The organism is Haemophilus parainfluenzae, assembly GCF_014931395.1.
Classification (GTDB): Bacteria; Pseudomonadota; Gammaproteobacteria; order Enterobacterales; family Pasteurellaceae; genus Haemophilus_D.
On sequence record NZ_CP063120.1, the window covers coordinates 928,635 to 944,642 of the forward strand.

The window sequence follows — 16,008 nt, forward strand, 5'->3', positions numbered from 1 at the left end:
GGAAAAGGGCGTGTTGGATATATTCAACACGCCCTTTTATTATTTTTTACAAAGATTATGCTTTAATTTCGGAGCGGCTTTTTAAGAAAAAGAGTGCGACTGTTGAGATCAACATCACAAAGCCAACGCCAACATATAAACTCTGTTTGTCCCAGCCCATATCTAATAATTGGCCGGCAATCGTTGGAGCAAGAATTGCACCAATACGACCCACACCAATCGACCAGCCCACACCAGTGCTACGAATATCGGCATCATAAGTAAGCGGATTTAAGGTATAAAGACCGCTGATACAGCCATTCATGAGTGCACCAACTAAAATACCGAATACCATCGCAATCCATAAAACGGACGAGGATAAGATAAAGGTAATGATTGCTGCAGAAGATAAGACAGTGAATAAAATTAACACGCCGCGTGCTGTCCAACGGCTAGCCAGTAAGCCATAGATTAAGGCGCCACAAGTGCCCCCTAATGAGATCATCATTCCGACGCTCACACTTTGCTCTGTCGTCATGCCCGCTTCTTTTAATAAGGCTGGTGTCCATGAGCTAATAAAATAGAAGCTAAACATGATCGCAAAGAACGCTGTCCAAATTAAAAGGGTAGAATGTAAGTATTTTTCGCTGAATAATTGGCTAATAGGTAATTTACTTTTAACTTTTTCTACTTTTTTAGGGAGTTTCCAATCACCGGCTAAACCAATTTTTTTTGCGATTAAATTTAACCGCACTTCTGCATTTTTAGGTTGTTTGGAGGTGAGGAAATCAATGGATTCCGGTAACCAAATAAATAAAATGACCAAGAGCAAACCGGTTAAGATAGCACCTGCTAAAAACACCGCACGCCAGCCATATTCACCTTGTAGCATCACGGCAAACATACCGCCTAATACCGCACCGATACCAAAACCAGCAGCATAGACACTGATCGCGAAGCTACGCCATTTGCGAGAGGAATATTCACTGGTGATCACGTTTGTGCCCACTAAAATACCGCCGACACCAAGACCAGTGATAACACGCCAGAAACCGAGCCATTGATATTGTGAAATAAACGCCGATCCTAACATTCCGATAGCGGAGAGTGACACTGCCATTAATAACAATGGGCGACGACCAATTTTATCCGCAAGTGGCGCAAGGAAAAGTGAGCCAGCCGTCATACCAAACAAGCCGGCACTTAATAAATAACCTAACTCAATCGCCGTGAGGCCAAACTCGCCACGAATGGCTGTTGCCGTGAAGGCAAGGGCTAATACATCAAAACCATCAAGTAAATTCATGATGGCAGCCATGACCACAATCATCCATTGATAAGCCCCCATTGGGCTTTGCTCTATTTTGGCTCTAAGAGAAAGAGTTTCAGTCATTTTATTTCCTTAAGTTAAGCAAACTGGCGGGAGCTTGCGAGAGATTGAAGTTTACGCAAAATCATGCTGAGTACCACGCCATAAGCGGGAACAAACAAGACGATGCCGACAAATAATTTAAATAAGTAATCGACGAATCCAAGACTAAACCAATGTTCAGCCATAAATGGATCGCTACTTTGATAGAATGCTACGCCAAAGAACATGAAAGTGTCGGCAAGAGAGCCAAATGTCATGGAGCTGCTCGGGGCAATCCACCACGTTTTTAGTTGACGTAAACGGTTGAATACTAACACATCTAATAATTGTCCGAAAACATAAGCACAGAAACTCGCAAATGCAATACGGAAAACAAACATATTGAATTCACTGAGAGCTCCTAAGCCTTGATATTGCCCATTAGAGAAAACAACCGACACAATGTAGCTGACGATAAGTGCTGGAATCATCACGATAAAGATGATCCAACGTGCTTCTTTCGCCCCAAATACACGTACCGTTAAATCGGTGGCTAAGAAAATGAATGGGAAAGTGAGTGTTCCCCATGTGCTGTGGAATGAGAAATCATCAGCAAAACCAAGTGCGGTCAATTTTAAATTGATTTCAAATGGAATTTGAACGAAATAGTTACTGGCTGTGATGATGAAGATGTGAAATAAGCTTAATAAAATTAAAGCAAAATGTTTTTGTTGATCATTGAAGATCGGAGTATTAATTTTCATTTTAAGACCTTTTTAGTTGGTTAATCGGGGGTAGGGAACCCGACATGAGAAATAAATCCGCCAAATTGGCGAGCCGTGAATAATACTAGAATTTATTGGGATTGCAAGAAAGTGCGGTCAAAAATCTAGGCATTTTATTTGTTTTAGTTTGATTTTAATAGCAGTGATAAGAATTTTCATTTACACCCAAATGATATTGTACTAGAATTCTCAGGCATTTTTATTTCACATATGCCTGGGGAGCATTCAATGTATAAAACCAATCATTTAAAAACAACATCATTCTTCGCATTAAGCACGTTAACCATCGCGCTTTTTTCAAGCTATTCTTATGGTGAAGAGAAACTTGAGGAAATTAAAGTTACAGCGGAAAACCAGGTAAAACAATCACTTGGCTCTTCTCTTGTGACGGCAAAAGATTTAGAGAAACGTCCTGCGACAAATGATATTTCTGAAGTATTACGTACTATGCCCGGTGTGAATTTAACGGGTAACTCATCCACAGGACAACGTGGTAATAAACGTCAAATTGATATTCGTGGCATGGGACCAGAAAATACATTGATTTTAGTGGACGGAAAACCTGTCACCTCTCGTAATGCAGAACGTTATGGTGTGCGTGGTGAACGTAATTCCCGTGGCGACAGCAACTGGGTGCCGGTTGAAGCCATTGAAAAAATTGAAGTATTACGTGGCCCTTCAGCAGCACGCTATGGCTCAGGTGCAATGGGTGGGGTGGTTAATATTATCACTAAACCTGTTACCAATGATTTACACGGTAGCTTAAGCTATTACACCAACCAGCCAGAAGACAGCGATGAAGGCGCAACGAATCGTGTTGGTTTTAATCTAAGCGGTGCATTAATTAAAGATGTATTGCAATTCCGTTTATATGGTAACTGGAACAAAACACAAGCAGATGAAGTCGGCATTAATGGCGATCCTGCGATTGCTGGACGTGAGGGTGTTCGTAACAAAGATATTAATGGCCGTTTAGTGTGGAATATCAATGAAAAAAATAAATTAACCTTGGATTCCGGTTTTAGCCGTCAAGGTAATATTTATAACGGTGATACACAAAATAGCTCAGCAGGGCTTTATAATAATAAAAACTATCCTGAAACCAAAACTTTGGCAGGAAGCAAAGCTGAAACTGCTCGTTTATATCGTCAGAACTATGCTTTAACCTATGAAGGTAAATTTGATCATTTCGACAATAAAACTTATATTACTTTTGATAAAACTAAAAACAGCCGTTTACCAGAATATTTAGCGGGTGGTCCAGAAGGTAGTTATTCTAGCACGTCAGCTTTTAGCGATTCTATTCTTAAAAATACGCGTTTTAGTTCAGAATTCTATATCCCATTTACCTTGGGTGTAGATCATATGCTGACAGTTGGTTTTGAAGGTGCACATAGCAGTTTAGATGATGACGCTTCTATGACACAGTTACTTGGTGGACGACGAGACAAGAATACAGGGAAGGTGCTTTATGATTTGAAAGAACGCCTACCAACCGGCATCTCAAATGTACGAGGTGGTCATAGCAGTCAAACTGAATGGGCAGTATTTGTTGAAGATAATATTTCAGCAACTCAATCTACCATCCTAACGCCATCTTTGCGTTATGATTACAACACCTATTCAGGTTCTAATGTAAGTGGTGGATTAAACTTCTTACAAAGCCTCAACGATGATTGGAGAATTAAAGGTGGGATTGCAAGAGCTTATAAAGCACCTAACCTTTATCAAACTAACCCAAATTACTTGCTATTTACCTTAGGTCAAGGTTGCCCAACGAATGTACCAAATAATAAAACTTGTTATTTCCAAGGTAATAGCGACATTAAACCAGAAACCAGCTGGAATAAAGAAATCGGAATTGAATATGATAAAGACGGACTTCTTGCCTCTGTGGCTTACTTCCGTAATGACTATCGTAACAAAATCGTGTCTGATGGTGAATTTATTGGTTTAACTAACTTAGGTAACTATGTGTATAAATGGGGTAACGCAAACCGCGCAGTAATTGAAGGTTTTGAAGGTAATCTGACATTACCATTGATCCAAGATAAATTAAATTGGGTAAATAACTTCACTTATATGCACAAAACCAAAAATAAAGATACCGGTAACCCGCTTTCTATCGTACCAAAATATACTTTGAATTCAAGTTTAAGTTATCAAATCACTGATAGTTTGGATGCGATGTTGACTTATACGCAATACGGTAAACAAAAATCCCGTAAAAATCCGGAAAACCGTATGGAAAATGGTAACGACAAGTACGTTAATCAGCTTGCTGGCTCAGAAGATATTGGTAGCTATGCAGTTTGGGGATTAAGCGCGGGTTACAATTGGAAAGACACAATCAGCATTCGTGTCGGCGTAAGTAATTTATTTGATAAACGCATTTATCGTTCATCAAGCAGTACAAATTACAATGCCCATACTTATAACGAACCTGGTCGTGCTTATTACGCAACGGTAAAATATACTTTCTAAGTAAGAATAGATGATTCAAGCCCTGTTTATACAGGGCTTTTTTATGTATGCAGTCAGCTTAGACAACAAACACACAAAGAAATCTTGACTCAATCTATAAAAAATAGATAATAATTATTATCGTTATCATTTTAATTTTTTGAGGGTGTACTTATGAAGAGAGCAAATTTTGCCTTATTGCCACTTGCTGTGTTTATTGCAGCGAATGTTCAAGCTGAAGAACAATTAGATGTGATTAATGTTGTGTCTGAGAATAGCGGGGCAAAAAGTAAAACCAATGTGATTACGACAAAAACAATGGAGCGTAGCACTGAGACTGAATTAAAAGGTTTATTAAAAGATGAGCCAGCAATTAATTTTGGTGGTGGTCGTGGTACATCACAATGGTTTACGATCCGAGGTATGGGACAAGATCAAGTTGATGTGAAAATTGATGGTGCTTATACCGATGCACAATTATTCCATCACCAAGGTCGTTTCATGTTTGATCCGTCTTTATTGAAACGTGTTGATGTGCAAAAAGGAACAGGTTCAGCAAGTGCAGGGATCGGGGCAACAAGTGGTGCGATTGTTGCCGAAACAGTGAGCGCAAAAGATTTGCTCAAAGAAGGGCAAGATATTGGCTTCAAAGTTCACGCAGGTGTAAGTTCAAATAGTGGTTGGTCTAAAGGTGCGACCGTTTATTCTAAAGCAGGCCCATTAGATGCATTAATTTCTGCTAATTTTGTGACTGAACGTGATTATAAAGACGGTAATGGATATAAAGTCAAAAATAGTGCATTAGGACAGCGTGGTTTATTGGCTAAGCTTGGTTTTGATTTGAATGAAAATCACCGAATTGAAGTCAGTCATCGTCAAGAACGTCATTATGGTGTCCGTGCCCTTCGTGAAGAATTTGATTTTGCACAAGACAATAATGAGGCGAATAATGCTCCTCGCTATCGTATCACACAAAATGATACGACAAGCGTAGAATGGAATGGTAAGGACATGGGCTTTGTGACGCACGCTAAAGCTAATGTATATCATTCTGTGATTAATCGTAAAGAGCCTAGTGAGAATTCGAAAACGCGCTTAATTGCGAATGGGGCAAATTTAAATTTAGAAAGCGCAGTGGGTCAGTCTCATCTTATTAAATACGGTGTTAATTATCGTGATCAAGAGGGTAAACCTAATTCGCTAACCGTACAAAACGGTGTTCAAATGAAAAATCAAAAGAAACGTGATGTAGGTGTTTATGCTGAAGGTATTTGGGGCTTAGGTGCTTTTACCTTAACAACTGGATTACGTTATGATCACTTTGATTTCCGAGCAATGAATGGCAAAAAATCGCATAAGGGAAGTGTAAACCCAAGCGTTGGTTTAATTTATGAAGTGAATAATGATCTAAGCTTTAATGCGAGCTTAAACTATGCAACACGTAGTCCTCGTTTCCATGAAGTGATGTTATCTTCAGGTGAAACTCGAGGTCGATCAGCTGTTTACTCAATTGCGTCAAATATTAAACCGGAGAAATCACGTAATGCAGAAGTGGGTTTCAATTACAAACTCGCCGATAATTTCTCCTTGAATGGAAGCTATTTCTGGCAAACTGTAAAAGATACACACGCATTTACACAAGTAAGCTCAGGTTTTTATGAAATCCAAAATGCCGGTAAGCTAAGAAATCACGGGTATGAAGTCGGTGCAGCTTATAAATATGAAGGTTTAACATTACGTGCAGGCGTGGCTTATAGTAAACCTGAGTTAGATGGCAGAACAGTAGATAGTACTGTGACAGCTATTCCGATTGGACGTACTTGGACTACAGGTGTGTCTTATCGCTTTACTCAACCTGATATTGAAATTGGCTGGAAAGGTCGCTTTGTACAACATACCAGTTATGACGCAACAACAAATAACCGTGGCGGTGGTGCAACAACCACTAAACGTCCAGGCTATGGGGTAAGTGATTTCTATATTACATGGAAACCAGCTGAAAATATCAATGTGAACCTTGCGCTAGATAATGCGTTTAACAAATATTATCGAAGCCACAGCCAACGTGCAGGTGTATCAACATTACCTGAACCAGGTCGAGACATTCGTTTAAATGTTAATTATACCTTTTAAATAAATCTCTAATTGCTTAACAGGGAATTAAAAGTGCGGTCAATTTTGACCGCACTTTTTTATTGATTGAATTTGGAAAATAGTGAATTTCAGATAATAAAAAACCCTGCATAGGCAGGGTTCTTCACACAGATTCAAATTATTTTGTACCTGGGATTTTGAAACGGCTGTTAAAGCGTTCAACACGACCACCAGTATCAACAACACGTTGTTTACCAGTGTAGAATGGGTGGCAGCTACCGCACACATCAAGGTTGATGTCTTTGCCTAAAGTTGAACGAGTTTTGATCACGTTACCGCAAGAACAAGTTGCAGTGATCTCTTTATATTCTGGATGAATACCTTGTTTCATAGAAAACCTCAAATTGAAGCCACGCCGCTATAAATGCTTTCCACTTACACCGCGTGAGTTAATAATCGCCGACAATCCGGCACCAAATAGACTGCGAATTATACTGAAAAAATCAAATTGATCAAGAGGTGTGCTTTAGTGATAGAATCATCGCAAAATTTTTGTTTATTTTTGACCGCACTTTAGGAAAGTTATGTTAGCCCAATCCTCTGTTGATACCCCTTTTGCCCATTCTGTTTTACAATGGTATGAAAAGTTTGGGCGTAAAAATTTGCCTTGGCAACAAAATAAAACCCTTTATGGTGTTTGGCTTTCCGAAGTGATGTTGCAACAAACTCAAGTTTCTACTGTTATTCCTTATTTTGAACGCTTTATCAAAACCTTTCCTAATGTGACCGCACTTGCTAATGCGTCGCAAGATGAAGTATTGCATTTGTGGACGGGGCTAGGTTATTACGCCCGTGCGAGAAATTTGCATAAAGCCGCTCAAACCATCAGAGATGAATATCAAGGTGAATTTCCAACGCAATTTGAACAGGTTTGGGCATTAACAGGCGTAGGGCGATCAACGGCAGGTGCAATTTTATCTTCCGTACAAAATCAACCTTATCCGATTTTAGACGGCAATGTAAAACGCGTCCTTTCTCGTTATTTTGCTGTTGAAGGTTGGCCTGGAGAGAAGAAAGTCGAAAATCAATTATGGCAGTTGAGTGAGCAGGTTACACCAACAACGAGAGTGGCGGAATTTAATCAAGCGATGATGGATATCGGTTCGGCGATTTGTACCCGAACAAAACCTAAATGTGATCTTTGTCCTCTAAGTAACGATTGTTTAGCCAATAAACTCGAAAAGTGGACAGAGTTTCCAGGAAAGAAACCCAAAAAATCATTGCCAGAAAAGCAGAGCTATTTTTTGATTTTATCTTATCAAGGAAAAGTCGGGTTGGAACAGCGTGAAAGCAAAGGCTTATGGGGCGGATTGTATTGTTTTCCTCAGTTTGACGATAAACAAACATTATTGAATTATCTGAAAGAACAAGGGATTACCGAGTATCAAGAATGGGTAACTTTCCGTCATACGTTTAGCCATTTTCACTTAGACATTCATCCGATTTATGTCGAAATCGATCGAAAATCGGAAGAGGGCGATCGTTCAGATTGGAAAAAATTATCAGAAAAAGGAAAAGAATCTCGATCTGGTCTATTAAGTGCGGTCAAATATTGGTATGATCCAACGTCACCTGAACAGATCGGGTTAGCTCAGCCTGTGAAAAATTTATTAACGCAATTTGTAAGGAATTATTATGGCTAGAACCGTTTTTTGCGAATATTTGAAACAAGATGCGGAAGGGTTGGATTTTCAACTGTATCCCGGTGAATTAGGTAAACGTATTTTTAATTCTATTAGTAAACAAGCATGGGGCGAATGGATCAAAAAGCAAACCATGTTAGTGAACGAGAAAAAACTCAATATGATGAATGCCGAACATCGTAAATTATTAGAAGAAGAAATGGTGAATTTCTTATTTGAAGGCAAAGATGTGCATATTGAAGGTTACGTTCCCCCATCTAAATAACAAAAGATTATGAAAAAGTATTTATTATTGGCGCTACTTCCGCTTTTGTATGCTTGTAGCGATTCGCCAACCCATCGACGTGGCATTAATTACGACGAAGTGTTTTCAAAAGACACGCAAGGTTTAGATATTTTAACTGGTCAATTCTCCCATAATATCGATCGTATTTGGGGGGTGAATGAGCTTTTAGTTGCGAGTCGTAAAGACTACGTGAAATACACGGACTCTTTCTATACGCGTAGCCACGTAAGCTTTGACGAAGGTACAATTATTGTTGAAACTCAACAAGATCTTAATCGCTTACACAATGCGATTGTCCATACTTTATTGATGGGTTCCGATGCGAAAGGGATCGACTTATTTGCTTCTGGCGATGTGCCGATTAGTACACGTCCTTTCTTATTAGGTCAGGTTGTGGATAACAATGGTCAGCAAATTGCTAACCAAGTGATTGCAAGTAACTTTGCGACTTATTTAATCCAAAATAAATTACAAACTCGTCGCTTACAAAATGGTAACACTGTGCAATTTGTGGTGATCTCAATGATTGCAAACCACGTTGAAGTGCGTGCACAAAAATATATTCCATTAGTCCGTAAAGCTGCAGAACGCTATGGCATTGATGAAAGCTTGATTTTAGGTATTATGCAAACAGAATCCAGCTTCAACCCGTATGCGATCAGTTATGCGAATGCAATCGGCTTAATGCAAGTGGTACCAAGCACTGCAGGTCGCGATGTGTTTGCGATGAAAGGTAAAGGTGGACAACCATCTGCACGTTACCTTTATGATCCAGCAAATAACATTGATGCGGGTGTCTCTTACTTATGGATTCTGCAAAATCAATATTTAGATGGTATTACAAACCCTACCTCTAAACGTTTTGCAATGATTTCTGCCTACAACAGTGGTGCAGGTGCAGTATTACGCGTATTCGATGAGGATAAAGATGAGGCGATCTATAAGATCAACCAGATGTATCCGGAACAAGTATATCGTATCTTAACGACTGCACACCCATCCTCACAAGCAAGAAACTACTTGTTGAAAGTGGATGCGGCGCAGAAGAAATTCCGCGTAAGACGATAATTTCTACGATGAAATACAATGCCCGAAAGAATTTTCGGGCATTATTTTTTGAGAAAGTGCGGTTATTTTTGATTGAGTTTTACAAAATACGTTCTTTTTATAGTCGTTTTGGTTATTAACCACTCAAACACACCAACTTTTTTACTTTTTTTGAATTTAATTGTTGACCGATACCCGAAAAAATAGTTTAATACGCTCCGTTGTCAGGCAGTAGCCAATAACGATAACGCCTCGATAGCTCAGTCGGTAGAGCAGGGGATTGAAAATCCCCGTGTCGGTGGTTCGATTCCGCCTCGAGGCACCATTTCCTCCTTAGTTCAGTCGGTAGAACGGTGGACTGTTAATCCATATGTCGCAGGTTCGAGTCCCGCAGGAGGAGCCAAATTCTAAGAAGCCGCTAAAGTAATTTAGCGGCTTTTTTCTTTCTAGTTTCAATATTTCCTAATCTTCATATAGACAATTCCAATCACATCAATTTATAGCTTTCTCGTTCAGTTTTAGGCAAAATAGAGCAAAATTCCAATGAGTAAAAAAGGATAATGAAAATGACTAAACATTATGATTATATTGCGATCGGTGGCGGTTCCGGCGGGATTGCCTCAATTAACCGTGCGGCAAGCTATGGCAAAAAATGTGCAATTATTGAAGCAAAACATCTCGGTGGTACTTGCGTAAACGTAGGTTGTGTACCGAAAAAAGTGATGTTCTATGGCGCACAAGTGGCAGAAGCCATTAATAACTATGCACCTGCTTATGGTTTTGATGTAGAAGTGAAAAAGTTTGATTACGCGAAATTAGTCGAGAGCCGTCAAGCTTACATCGGTCGTATTCATACGTCTTACAATAATGTGTTAGCGAAAAATAACGTGGATGTTCTAAATGGTTTTGCACGTTTTAAAGATGCGAAAACGATTGAAGTGAGCTATGCAGATGGTTCAACAGAATTAGTAACCGCCGATCATATCTTAATTGCTACAGGTGGTCGCCCAAGTATTCCTGCTGTAAAAGGTGCAGAATACGGAATTGATTCAAATGGTGTATTTGCTTTAAATGAATTACCAAAACGTGTTGCAGTGGTAGGCGCGGGTTATATTGCGGTTGAATTAGCAGGCGTTTTAAATAGCTTAGGTAGCGAAACCCATTTATTTGTGCGTCAACATGCCCCATTGCGTAATCAAGATCCATTGATTGTCGAAACTTTACTTGAAGTGTTAGCACAAGATGGTATCCAATTACATACCAAAGCGTTGCCAGAAGAAGTGGTGAAAAATGCGGATGGTTCGCTTACCTTGAAATTACAAGATGGCCGAGAAACTACAGTGGATACGTTAATTTGGGCGATTGGTCGTGAACCTGCTACTGATGTGATTAATCTTGAAGTAACTGGCGTGAAAACGAATTCACGCGGACAAATTATTGTTGATAAATACCAAAATACAAACGTACCTGGCATTTATGCAGTGGGTGATATTATCGAAGGTGGTATTGAATTAACACCAGTTGCTGTGGCTGCAGGTCGTCGTTTGTCTGAGCGTTTATTCAATAACAAACCGAATGAACATTTGGATTACAATCTCGTGCCAACCGTCGTATTCAGCCACCCGCCAATTGGTACGGTGGGTTTAACTGAACCGCAAGCGATTGAGCAATATGGCGAAGAAAATGTGAAAGTGTATAAATCCTCTTTCACAGCAATGTACACCGCGGTCACTGAACATCGTCAACCTTGCCGAATGAAATTAGTGTGTGTCGGCAAAGAAGAAAAAATCGTAGGCTTACACGGTATTGGTTTTGGAGTGGATGAAATGATTCAAGGTTTTGCTGTGGCAATCAAAATGGGGGCAACTAAAGCAGACTTTGATAATACAGTGGCGATTCACCCAACCGGTTCAGAAGAATTTGTCACAATGCGTTAATTGCAGATAAAGAAAGTGCGGTTAAATTTAACCGCACTTTTGCATTAATGTAATTTCAATCTTGGTTTTAAATAGTGGTTAAGTTTATCCACTAAAATAATCAAGCCAATCTTAATACATCCATGCAAAGCATGTTGATGCATACGATATAAAGACACATACGCAAACTGTGCAAATTTACCTTGAACAGTTAATGGATTTTTCCCAAATTTATTTGAAATGCTGCCCAATGCGGTAAAGCTAGAAAGGGAAACCAAGGTTCCTTTATCGTTGTATTTAAATGCTTTTAATGGTTTTTGCTCAAAAATTGCAAAGATGTTTTTTGCACAAGCTTTTGCCATTTGGTGTGCCGCTTGCGCTCTTGGCGGGACTAATTTACCGTTTGGTTGCATTAATGCTGCACAGTCACCAATGGCAAAAATACTGTCATCTACCGTAGTTTGAAGGGTATCTTTTACCACTAATTGATTGATGCGGTTAAGCTCTAATCCATCGAATTGCTGTGTCACCGTTGAGGTACGAACACCCGCCGCCCACACAATGAGATCAGCTTTGATTTCTTCGCCATCTTTGGTGATTAGCGTGTTAGGTTGGGCTTCTGTGATCATCGTATTTAATTTCACGTTAGCACCCATTTCTTGCAATTCATCTAATACCGCTGCAGATAAATTTTCAGGTAGAGCCGGTAATAAGCGAGGACCCGCTTCAACTAAGGTGACTTGCAAGCAAGAATTATCAATTTTACCGTAGCCGTAAGAAGATAAGTCTTCAGTCGCATGATAAAGTTCAGCAGTTAATTCCACACCAGTTGCGCCGCCGCCAACAATCGCAATATTGACTTTGTTTTCATCCACTAGTTTTTGTTTAAACTCTTCTTCACCGATATCATCTAATGCACGGTTCTCAGAGAATTTAAGGAATAATTCCAACATTCTTTGTTGAAAACGAAGCGCTTGATCAGAGCTATCTAAGAAAATACAGTTATCGGCGACGCCTTTTGTATTGAAATCATTCGATTTACTGCCGATTGCAATCACTAAGTAGTCATAAGGAATGCGACGCGCAACTACAAGCATATCGCCTTCTTGCCCATAAACAGGGGCAAGCTCAACATATTTTTGTTCACGATTAATGCGTGTGATTGAGCCTTGCTCGAAGCTAAAATGATGGTTTTTACCGTGAGCACGATAGCTCAGAGAATCCATACCATCATCCATGACACCTGTTGCAATTTCATGTAATAGAGGTTTCCACAAGTGGGTCGCATTGCGGTCAACAAGCGTTACTTTAGCTTGTTTTTTACGACCTAATTTGTCACCTAAAAATGTCGCTAATTCAATGCCGCCAGCGCCACCACCAACGATCACGACGTTTTTCATAAAGTTCTCCTAAAAGAAAAATTGTTAAAAATGTTAAACTAATGTAATGATAGCATAACAAATAAACAAGACGAAAAAATTTAATGAAAATTGACCGCACTTTATTGATGACAGCGATCGTAAAGCGGTTGTAATTGTTGGATGGTTTGCGTGATAAATAAAACAGGATCAATTTGGCTTAGTTGATCTTTTTCAATACTTTTCCCAATACACCAAAAATCGTCCTCTGAACGCAAGAGAAGATCTTTTTCAGAAATGGCTTTCACTTGGCGAAAATCATCATATTCGCTTTCATCTTCTCGCCAAATATCAAAATCGGCAAATTGTTTGAAATCAAATTGATCAAGCCATTGATTATATTGTTGCACATTAATTTGTGAACGATCTGCACGATAGCAATGCCAATCTAAACACACTCTTAGTCGGCGACGATTTAATAGCACAGAAAAAATGGCTGCAGAATTCTGATTAAACTCATATTTAAAATAAGCGAAGAAATGGGCGCGGACTTGCCAACCATTGGTCCAACTTTCAATATGCGGTTTTGCAAAAGGCATGCCGAGTTGCTTTGAAACTTCTTGAATAATCGCTTTCCAATTATCCCAATGTAATTTGTAATTAGCTTTGATCGCAGGAATATCTTCCGGACAAAATTTCTTCATCTGGGCAAATTGGTAGAAAGGAATATTGAACAGTTCGCAAGATTCAGCATTAAGTGAGAGCATCGTGTTTCCTTAAAAATCACCGTAATTTTTGACCGCACTTTGCGTGAAGAACTGTTTATCTTCCCAACGCAACATAGTCATTCGATTATTCCACACACAACCTGTATCTAAGGCATAAATACCTTGAGGGAGATTCTCATCGACTAAACTTGCCCAGTGCCCAAATACAATCGGGATCTGTTTATAAAGAGGATTATCCAAATTAAACCAAGGTATAAGCTCCGCCGGTGTATCTTTCAAAGAGGATTTACAGGCAAAATCAAAGCGATGATCTGAATAGCAAAAACGCATTCGAGTGAACGCATTAATAATGTAACGATGACGTGCTAAGCCCTGCAAATCTGGCGACCAACGATCGGGTTGTTCTGAATACATATTTTCAATGAGATAATGAAAATCGCCATGCTGTAAAATGCGTTCCACTTCAGCTGCACAAGATTTCGCAGTTTCCAAATCCCAATCTGGCGAAATGCCTGCATGTGCCATCAGGAAGTTTAATTTTTCATTATGCACAAGTAAGGGTTGATGGCGTAACCAGTCAATGAGTTCATCAAAATCGGGCGCATTAAAAATAGCATCGACTCGATCACGAGGCTTCACTTTTTTAATACCCAGTGCGGTCGCAATTAAGTGTAAATCATGATTGCCCAGCACTGTCTGTGCTGCATTGCCAAGGGATTTAACAAAACGAAGACATTCAAGTGACTTATCCCCACGCGCTACAAGATCCCCCACAAGATAAAGTTTATCTTGCGTAGGATTGAAATCTACACGTTCTAATAAAAGCTGTAATTCATCATAACAGCCTTGCAAATCACCGACGAAATAGGTTGCCATTTTTGACCGCTCTTTTACTCTTCTGAATCTAAGATTTCATCTTTATTGATATCAGCTGGTGGATTATCCGCCAACCAGTTCGCTAGGCGTGCATAATCTGCGATAGCCAAATTTTCTGCACGTGCATTTAAATCAATACCAAGTGCGGTCAGATTTTCAGGTGAAAATAGTGTTGAGAGAGCATTACGCAATGTTTTACGACGTTGATTAAACGCTTGGGAGCAAACACGGTTCAACCAATATAAATCTTTTACAGGGTGCGGTAATTCTTTATGCGGAATTAAACGCACAACGGCTGAATCTACTTTCGGTGCTGGTTTAAATGCAGAAGGTGGTACTTCAAGTACAGGCATCACTTGGCAGAAATATTGCGCCATAATGGTTAAACGACCGTAAGCTTTGCTATTTGGGCCTGCGCATAAGCGTTTTACCACTTCTTTTTGTAGCATGAAGTGCATGTCTTGAATCACATCGTGATACTTAAATAAGTGGAACATCAATGGGGTAGAAATGTTGTAAGGCAAGTTACCAAACACGCGTAATTTCTGACCTTTTTCTGCTAAATGTTCTTTTGTATAAAGTTCACCAAAATCAAATTGCATGGCATCCGTTTCAATAACAGTGAGCTTTTGATGTAAAAATGGATGATGACGTAAACGTTCAGCTAAGTCTCGGTCAAGTTCTACTACGGTAAGATGCTCGACAAGTTCTCCAACAGGTTCGGTTAATGCACCAAGCCCTGGGCCAATTTCTACTAAGAATTGATTCGATTGTGGATGAATTGCCGCCACGATACCTTGAATCACAGAAGTATCATGTAAAAAGTTTTGCCCAAAGCGTTTACGGGCGGTATGACCTAAGTGTTTTTTTGAATTCATAAGTACTATTTAATAAGAAAATTGCGGTTATTATAGAGCCTGTATTTCTTTTGTAAATCATTCCTAAGTCTTGATACAACTTACAAATTAGTAAAAAAAGTGATTTTTTTCTGTTCAATTTTATTTTAATCTTTCGTCTAACATTAAAAACGGCTATAATTCGCCCGTTTTTCATTTATAGCCGCAAAAAGTGCGGTCAAAAAAATCATAATTTTAGAGGATAAAATGGCAAAAGAAGATTGCATTGAAATGCAAGGCACAATTTTGGAAACCTTACCAAATACCATGTTCCGTGTTGAGTTAGAAAATGGTCATGTAGTGACTGCTCATATTTCTGGCAAAATGCGTAAAAACTATATTCGTATCTTAACAGGCGATAAAGTAACTGTAGAAATGACGCCTTATGACTTAAGCAAAGGTCGTATCATTTTCCGTAGCCGTTAATTTTAGAATTAGAAAAAGCCGATATGTTGATATCGGCTTTTTTTGTTTGAAAAGCGTACAAATTATTTGAAGTCTGTAAAAAAATCTGTATAATCAGCGC

14 protein-coding genes and 2 tRNA genes are annotated in these 16,008 nt (G+C 39.2%); 9 read left to right on the forward strand and 7 right to left on the reverse strand.

Translation table 11 applies throughout. From position 1 onward, the window contains the following. Positions 1-55 precede the first annotated feature (55 nt). Together INP94_RS04580 and INP94_RS04585 are read right to left on the reverse strand one after the other, a co-directional pair. Entirely contained in the window at positions 56-1,372 is a 1,317-nt protein-coding gene (locus INP94_RS04580) for an MFS transporter (RefSeq protein WP_197544163.1), read from the reverse strand. Between the two features lie 14 nt (positions 1,373-1,386). Continuing rightward, entirely contained in the window at positions 1,387-2,094 is a 708-nt protein-coding gene (locus INP94_RS04585; RefSeq protein ID WP_197544164.1) for a 7-cyano-7-deazaguanine/7-aminomethyl-7-deazaguanine transporter, read from the reverse strand. A 249-nt stretch (positions 2,095-2,343) separates the two neighbouring features. Between INP94_RS04585 and INP94_RS04590 the strand changes: the two genes are divergently transcribed. Next, positions 2,344-4,599, forward strand: coding sequence for a FepA family TonB-dependent siderophore receptor (locus tag INP94_RS04590; RefSeq protein WP_197544165.1), 2,256 nt, complete (start codon positions 2,344-2,346; stop codon positions 4,597-4,599). A gap of 153 nt (positions 4,600-4,752) precedes the next feature. After that, entirely contained in the window at positions 4,753-6,711 is a 1,959-nt protein-coding gene (locus INP94_RS04595) for a TonB-dependent receptor domain-containing protein (protein WP_197544166.1), read from the forward strand. 139 nt (positions 6,712-6,850) lie between these two features. On the opposite strand, the gene rpmE is transcribed toward INP94_RS04595, so the two are convergent. After that, positions 6,851-7,063, reverse strand: coding sequence for a 50S ribosomal protein L31 (rpmE, locus tag INP94_RS04600; RefSeq protein WP_005696847.1), 213 nt, complete (start codon positions 7,061-7,063; stop codon positions 6,851-6,853). Positions 7,064-7,256: 193 nt separating this feature from the next. On the opposite strand from rpmE, the gene mutY reads away from it, so the two are divergent. The 6 genes from mutY to gorA all read left to right on the forward strand — a co-directional run bounded on the left by mutY (position 7,257) and on the right by gorA (position 11,645). Then, complete coding sequence (gene mutY / locus INP94_RS04605) at positions 7,257-8,375, forward strand: A/G-specific adenine glycosylase (protein WP_197544167.1); 1,119 nt, start codon at positions 7,257-7,259, stop codon at positions 8,373-8,375. After that, positions 8,368-8,640, forward strand: a complete 273-nt coding sequence (locus INP94_RS04610) for an oxidative damage protection protein (RefSeq protein WP_049365232.1) — start codon at positions 8,368-8,370, stop codon at positions 8,638-8,640. Before mutY ends, INP94_RS04610 begins: the two co-directional genes overlap by 8 nt. Positions 8,641-8,649: 9 nt before the next feature. Then, positions 8,650-9,729, forward strand: a complete 1,080-nt coding sequence (mltC, locus tag INP94_RS04615) for a membrane-bound lytic murein transglycosylase MltC (protein ID WP_005696844.1) — start codon at positions 8,650-8,652, stop codon at positions 9,727-9,729. A gap of 228 nt (positions 9,730-9,957) precedes the next feature. Continuing rightward, positions 9,958-10,033, forward strand: a tRNA-Phe gene (locus INP94_RS04620). Between the two features lie 2 nt (positions 10,034-10,035). Beyond that, positions 10,036-10,111 (forward strand) — tRNA-Asn (locus tag INP94_RS04625). 163 nt (positions 10,112-10,274) lie between these two features. Continuing rightward, positions 10,275-11,645 (forward strand): glutathione-disulfide reductase, encoded by a 1,371-nt coding sequence (gorA, locus tag INP94_RS04630; RefSeq protein ID WP_070715071.1) that lies wholly within the window; start codon positions 10,275-10,277, stop codon positions 11,643-11,645. 44 nt (positions 11,646-11,689) lie between these two features. Here gorA and INP94_RS04635 read toward each other — a convergent pair whose 3' ends face one another. The 4 genes from INP94_RS04635 to rsmA form a co-directional block, all read right to left on the reverse strand. Further along, positions 11,690-13,024, reverse strand: coding sequence for an NAD(P)/FAD-dependent oxidoreductase (locus tag INP94_RS04635; protein ID WP_197544168.1), 1,335 nt, complete (start codon positions 13,022-13,024; stop codon positions 11,690-11,692). A gap of 101 nt (positions 13,025-13,125) precedes the next feature. Next, a complete protein-coding gene (locus INP94_RS04640) occupies positions 13,126-13,749 on the reverse strand; it encodes a glucose-6-phosphate 1-dehydrogenase family protein (RefSeq protein WP_197544169.1) in 624 nt (207 codons plus the stop codon). A 9-nt stretch (positions 13,750-13,758) separates the two neighbouring features. Beyond that, positions 13,759-14,586, reverse strand: a complete 828-nt coding sequence (apaH, locus tag INP94_RS04645) for a bis(5'-nucleosyl)-tetraphosphatase (symmetrical) ApaH (protein ID WP_197544170.1) — start codon at positions 14,584-14,586, stop codon at positions 13,759-13,761. 14 nt (positions 14,587-14,600) lie between these two features. Further along, positions 14,601-15,464, reverse strand: a complete 864-nt coding sequence (gene rsmA / locus INP94_RS04650; protein ID WP_197544171.1) for a 16S rRNA (adenine(1518)-N(6)/adenine(1519)-N(6))-dimethyltransferase RsmA — start codon at positions 15,462-15,464, stop codon at positions 14,601-14,603. 225 nt (positions 15,465-15,689) lie between these two features. Between rsmA and infA the strand changes: the two genes are divergently transcribed. Beyond that, positions 15,690-15,908 carry a translation initiation factor IF-1 gene (infA, locus tag INP94_RS04655; RefSeq protein ID WP_005627617.1) on the forward strand — a complete coding sequence of 73 codons (219 nt, stop codon included), beginning with the start codon at positions 15,690-15,692 and terminating at the stop codon, positions 15,906-15,908. Positions 15,909-16,008: the final 100 nt, after the last annotated feature.

What these genes read in the sequence shown, in the direction of transcription:
- INP94_RS04580 (WP_197544163.1), bottom strand. Translation starts at nt 1,372, where the DNA reads ATGACTGAAACTCTTTCTCTTAGAGCCAAAATAGAGCAAAGCCCAATG.
- INP94_RS04585 (WP_197544164.1), bottom strand. Translation starts at nt 2,094, where the DNA reads ATGAAAATTAATACTCCGATCTTCAATGATCAACAAAAACATTTTGCT.
- INP94_RS04590 (WP_197544165.1), top strand. Translation starts at nt 2,344, where the DNA reads ATGTATAAAACCAATCATTTAAAAACAACATCATTCTTCGCATTAAGC.
- INP94_RS04595 (WP_197544166.1), top strand. Translation starts at nt 4,753, where the DNA reads ATGAAGAGAGCAAATTTTGCCTTATTGCCACTTGCTGTGTTTATTGCA.
- rpmE (WP_005696847.1), bottom strand. Translation starts at nt 7,063, where the DNA reads ATGAAACAAGGTATTCATCCAGAATATAAAGAGATCACTGCAACTTGT.
- mutY (WP_197544167.1), top strand. Translation starts at nt 7,257, where the DNA reads ATGTTAGCCCAATCCTCTGTTGATACCCCTTTTGCCCATTCTGTTTTA.
- INP94_RS04610 (WP_049365232.1), top strand. Translation starts at nt 8,368, where the DNA reads ATGGCTAGAACCGTTTTTTGCGAATATTTGAAACAAGATGCGGAAGGG.
- mltC (WP_005696844.1), top strand. Translation starts at nt 8,650, where the DNA reads ATGAAAAAGTATTTATTATTGGCGCTACTTCCGCTTTTGTATGCTTGT.
- gorA (WP_070715071.1), top strand. Translation starts at nt 10,275, where the DNA reads ATGACTAAACATTATGATTATATTGCGATCGGTGGCGGTTCCGGCGGG.
- INP94_RS04635 (WP_197544168.1), bottom strand. Translation starts at nt 13,024, where the DNA reads ATGAAAAACGTCGTGATCGTTGGTGGTGGCGCTGGCGGCATTGAATTA.
- INP94_RS04640 (WP_197544169.1), bottom strand. Translation starts at nt 13,749, where the DNA reads ATGCTCTCACTTAATGCTGAATCTTGCGAACTGTTCAATATTCCTTTC.
- apaH (WP_197544170.1), bottom strand. Translation starts at nt 14,586, where the DNA reads ATGGCAACCTATTTCGTCGGTGATTTGCAAGGCTGTTATGATGAATTA.
- rsmA (WP_197544171.1), bottom strand. Translation starts at nt 15,464, where the DNA reads ATGAATTCAAAAAAACACTTAGGTCATACCGCCCGTAAACGCTTTGGG.
- infA (WP_005627617.1), top strand. Translation starts at nt 15,690, where the DNA reads ATGGCAAAAGAAGATTGCATTGAAATGCAAGGCACAATTTTGGAAACC.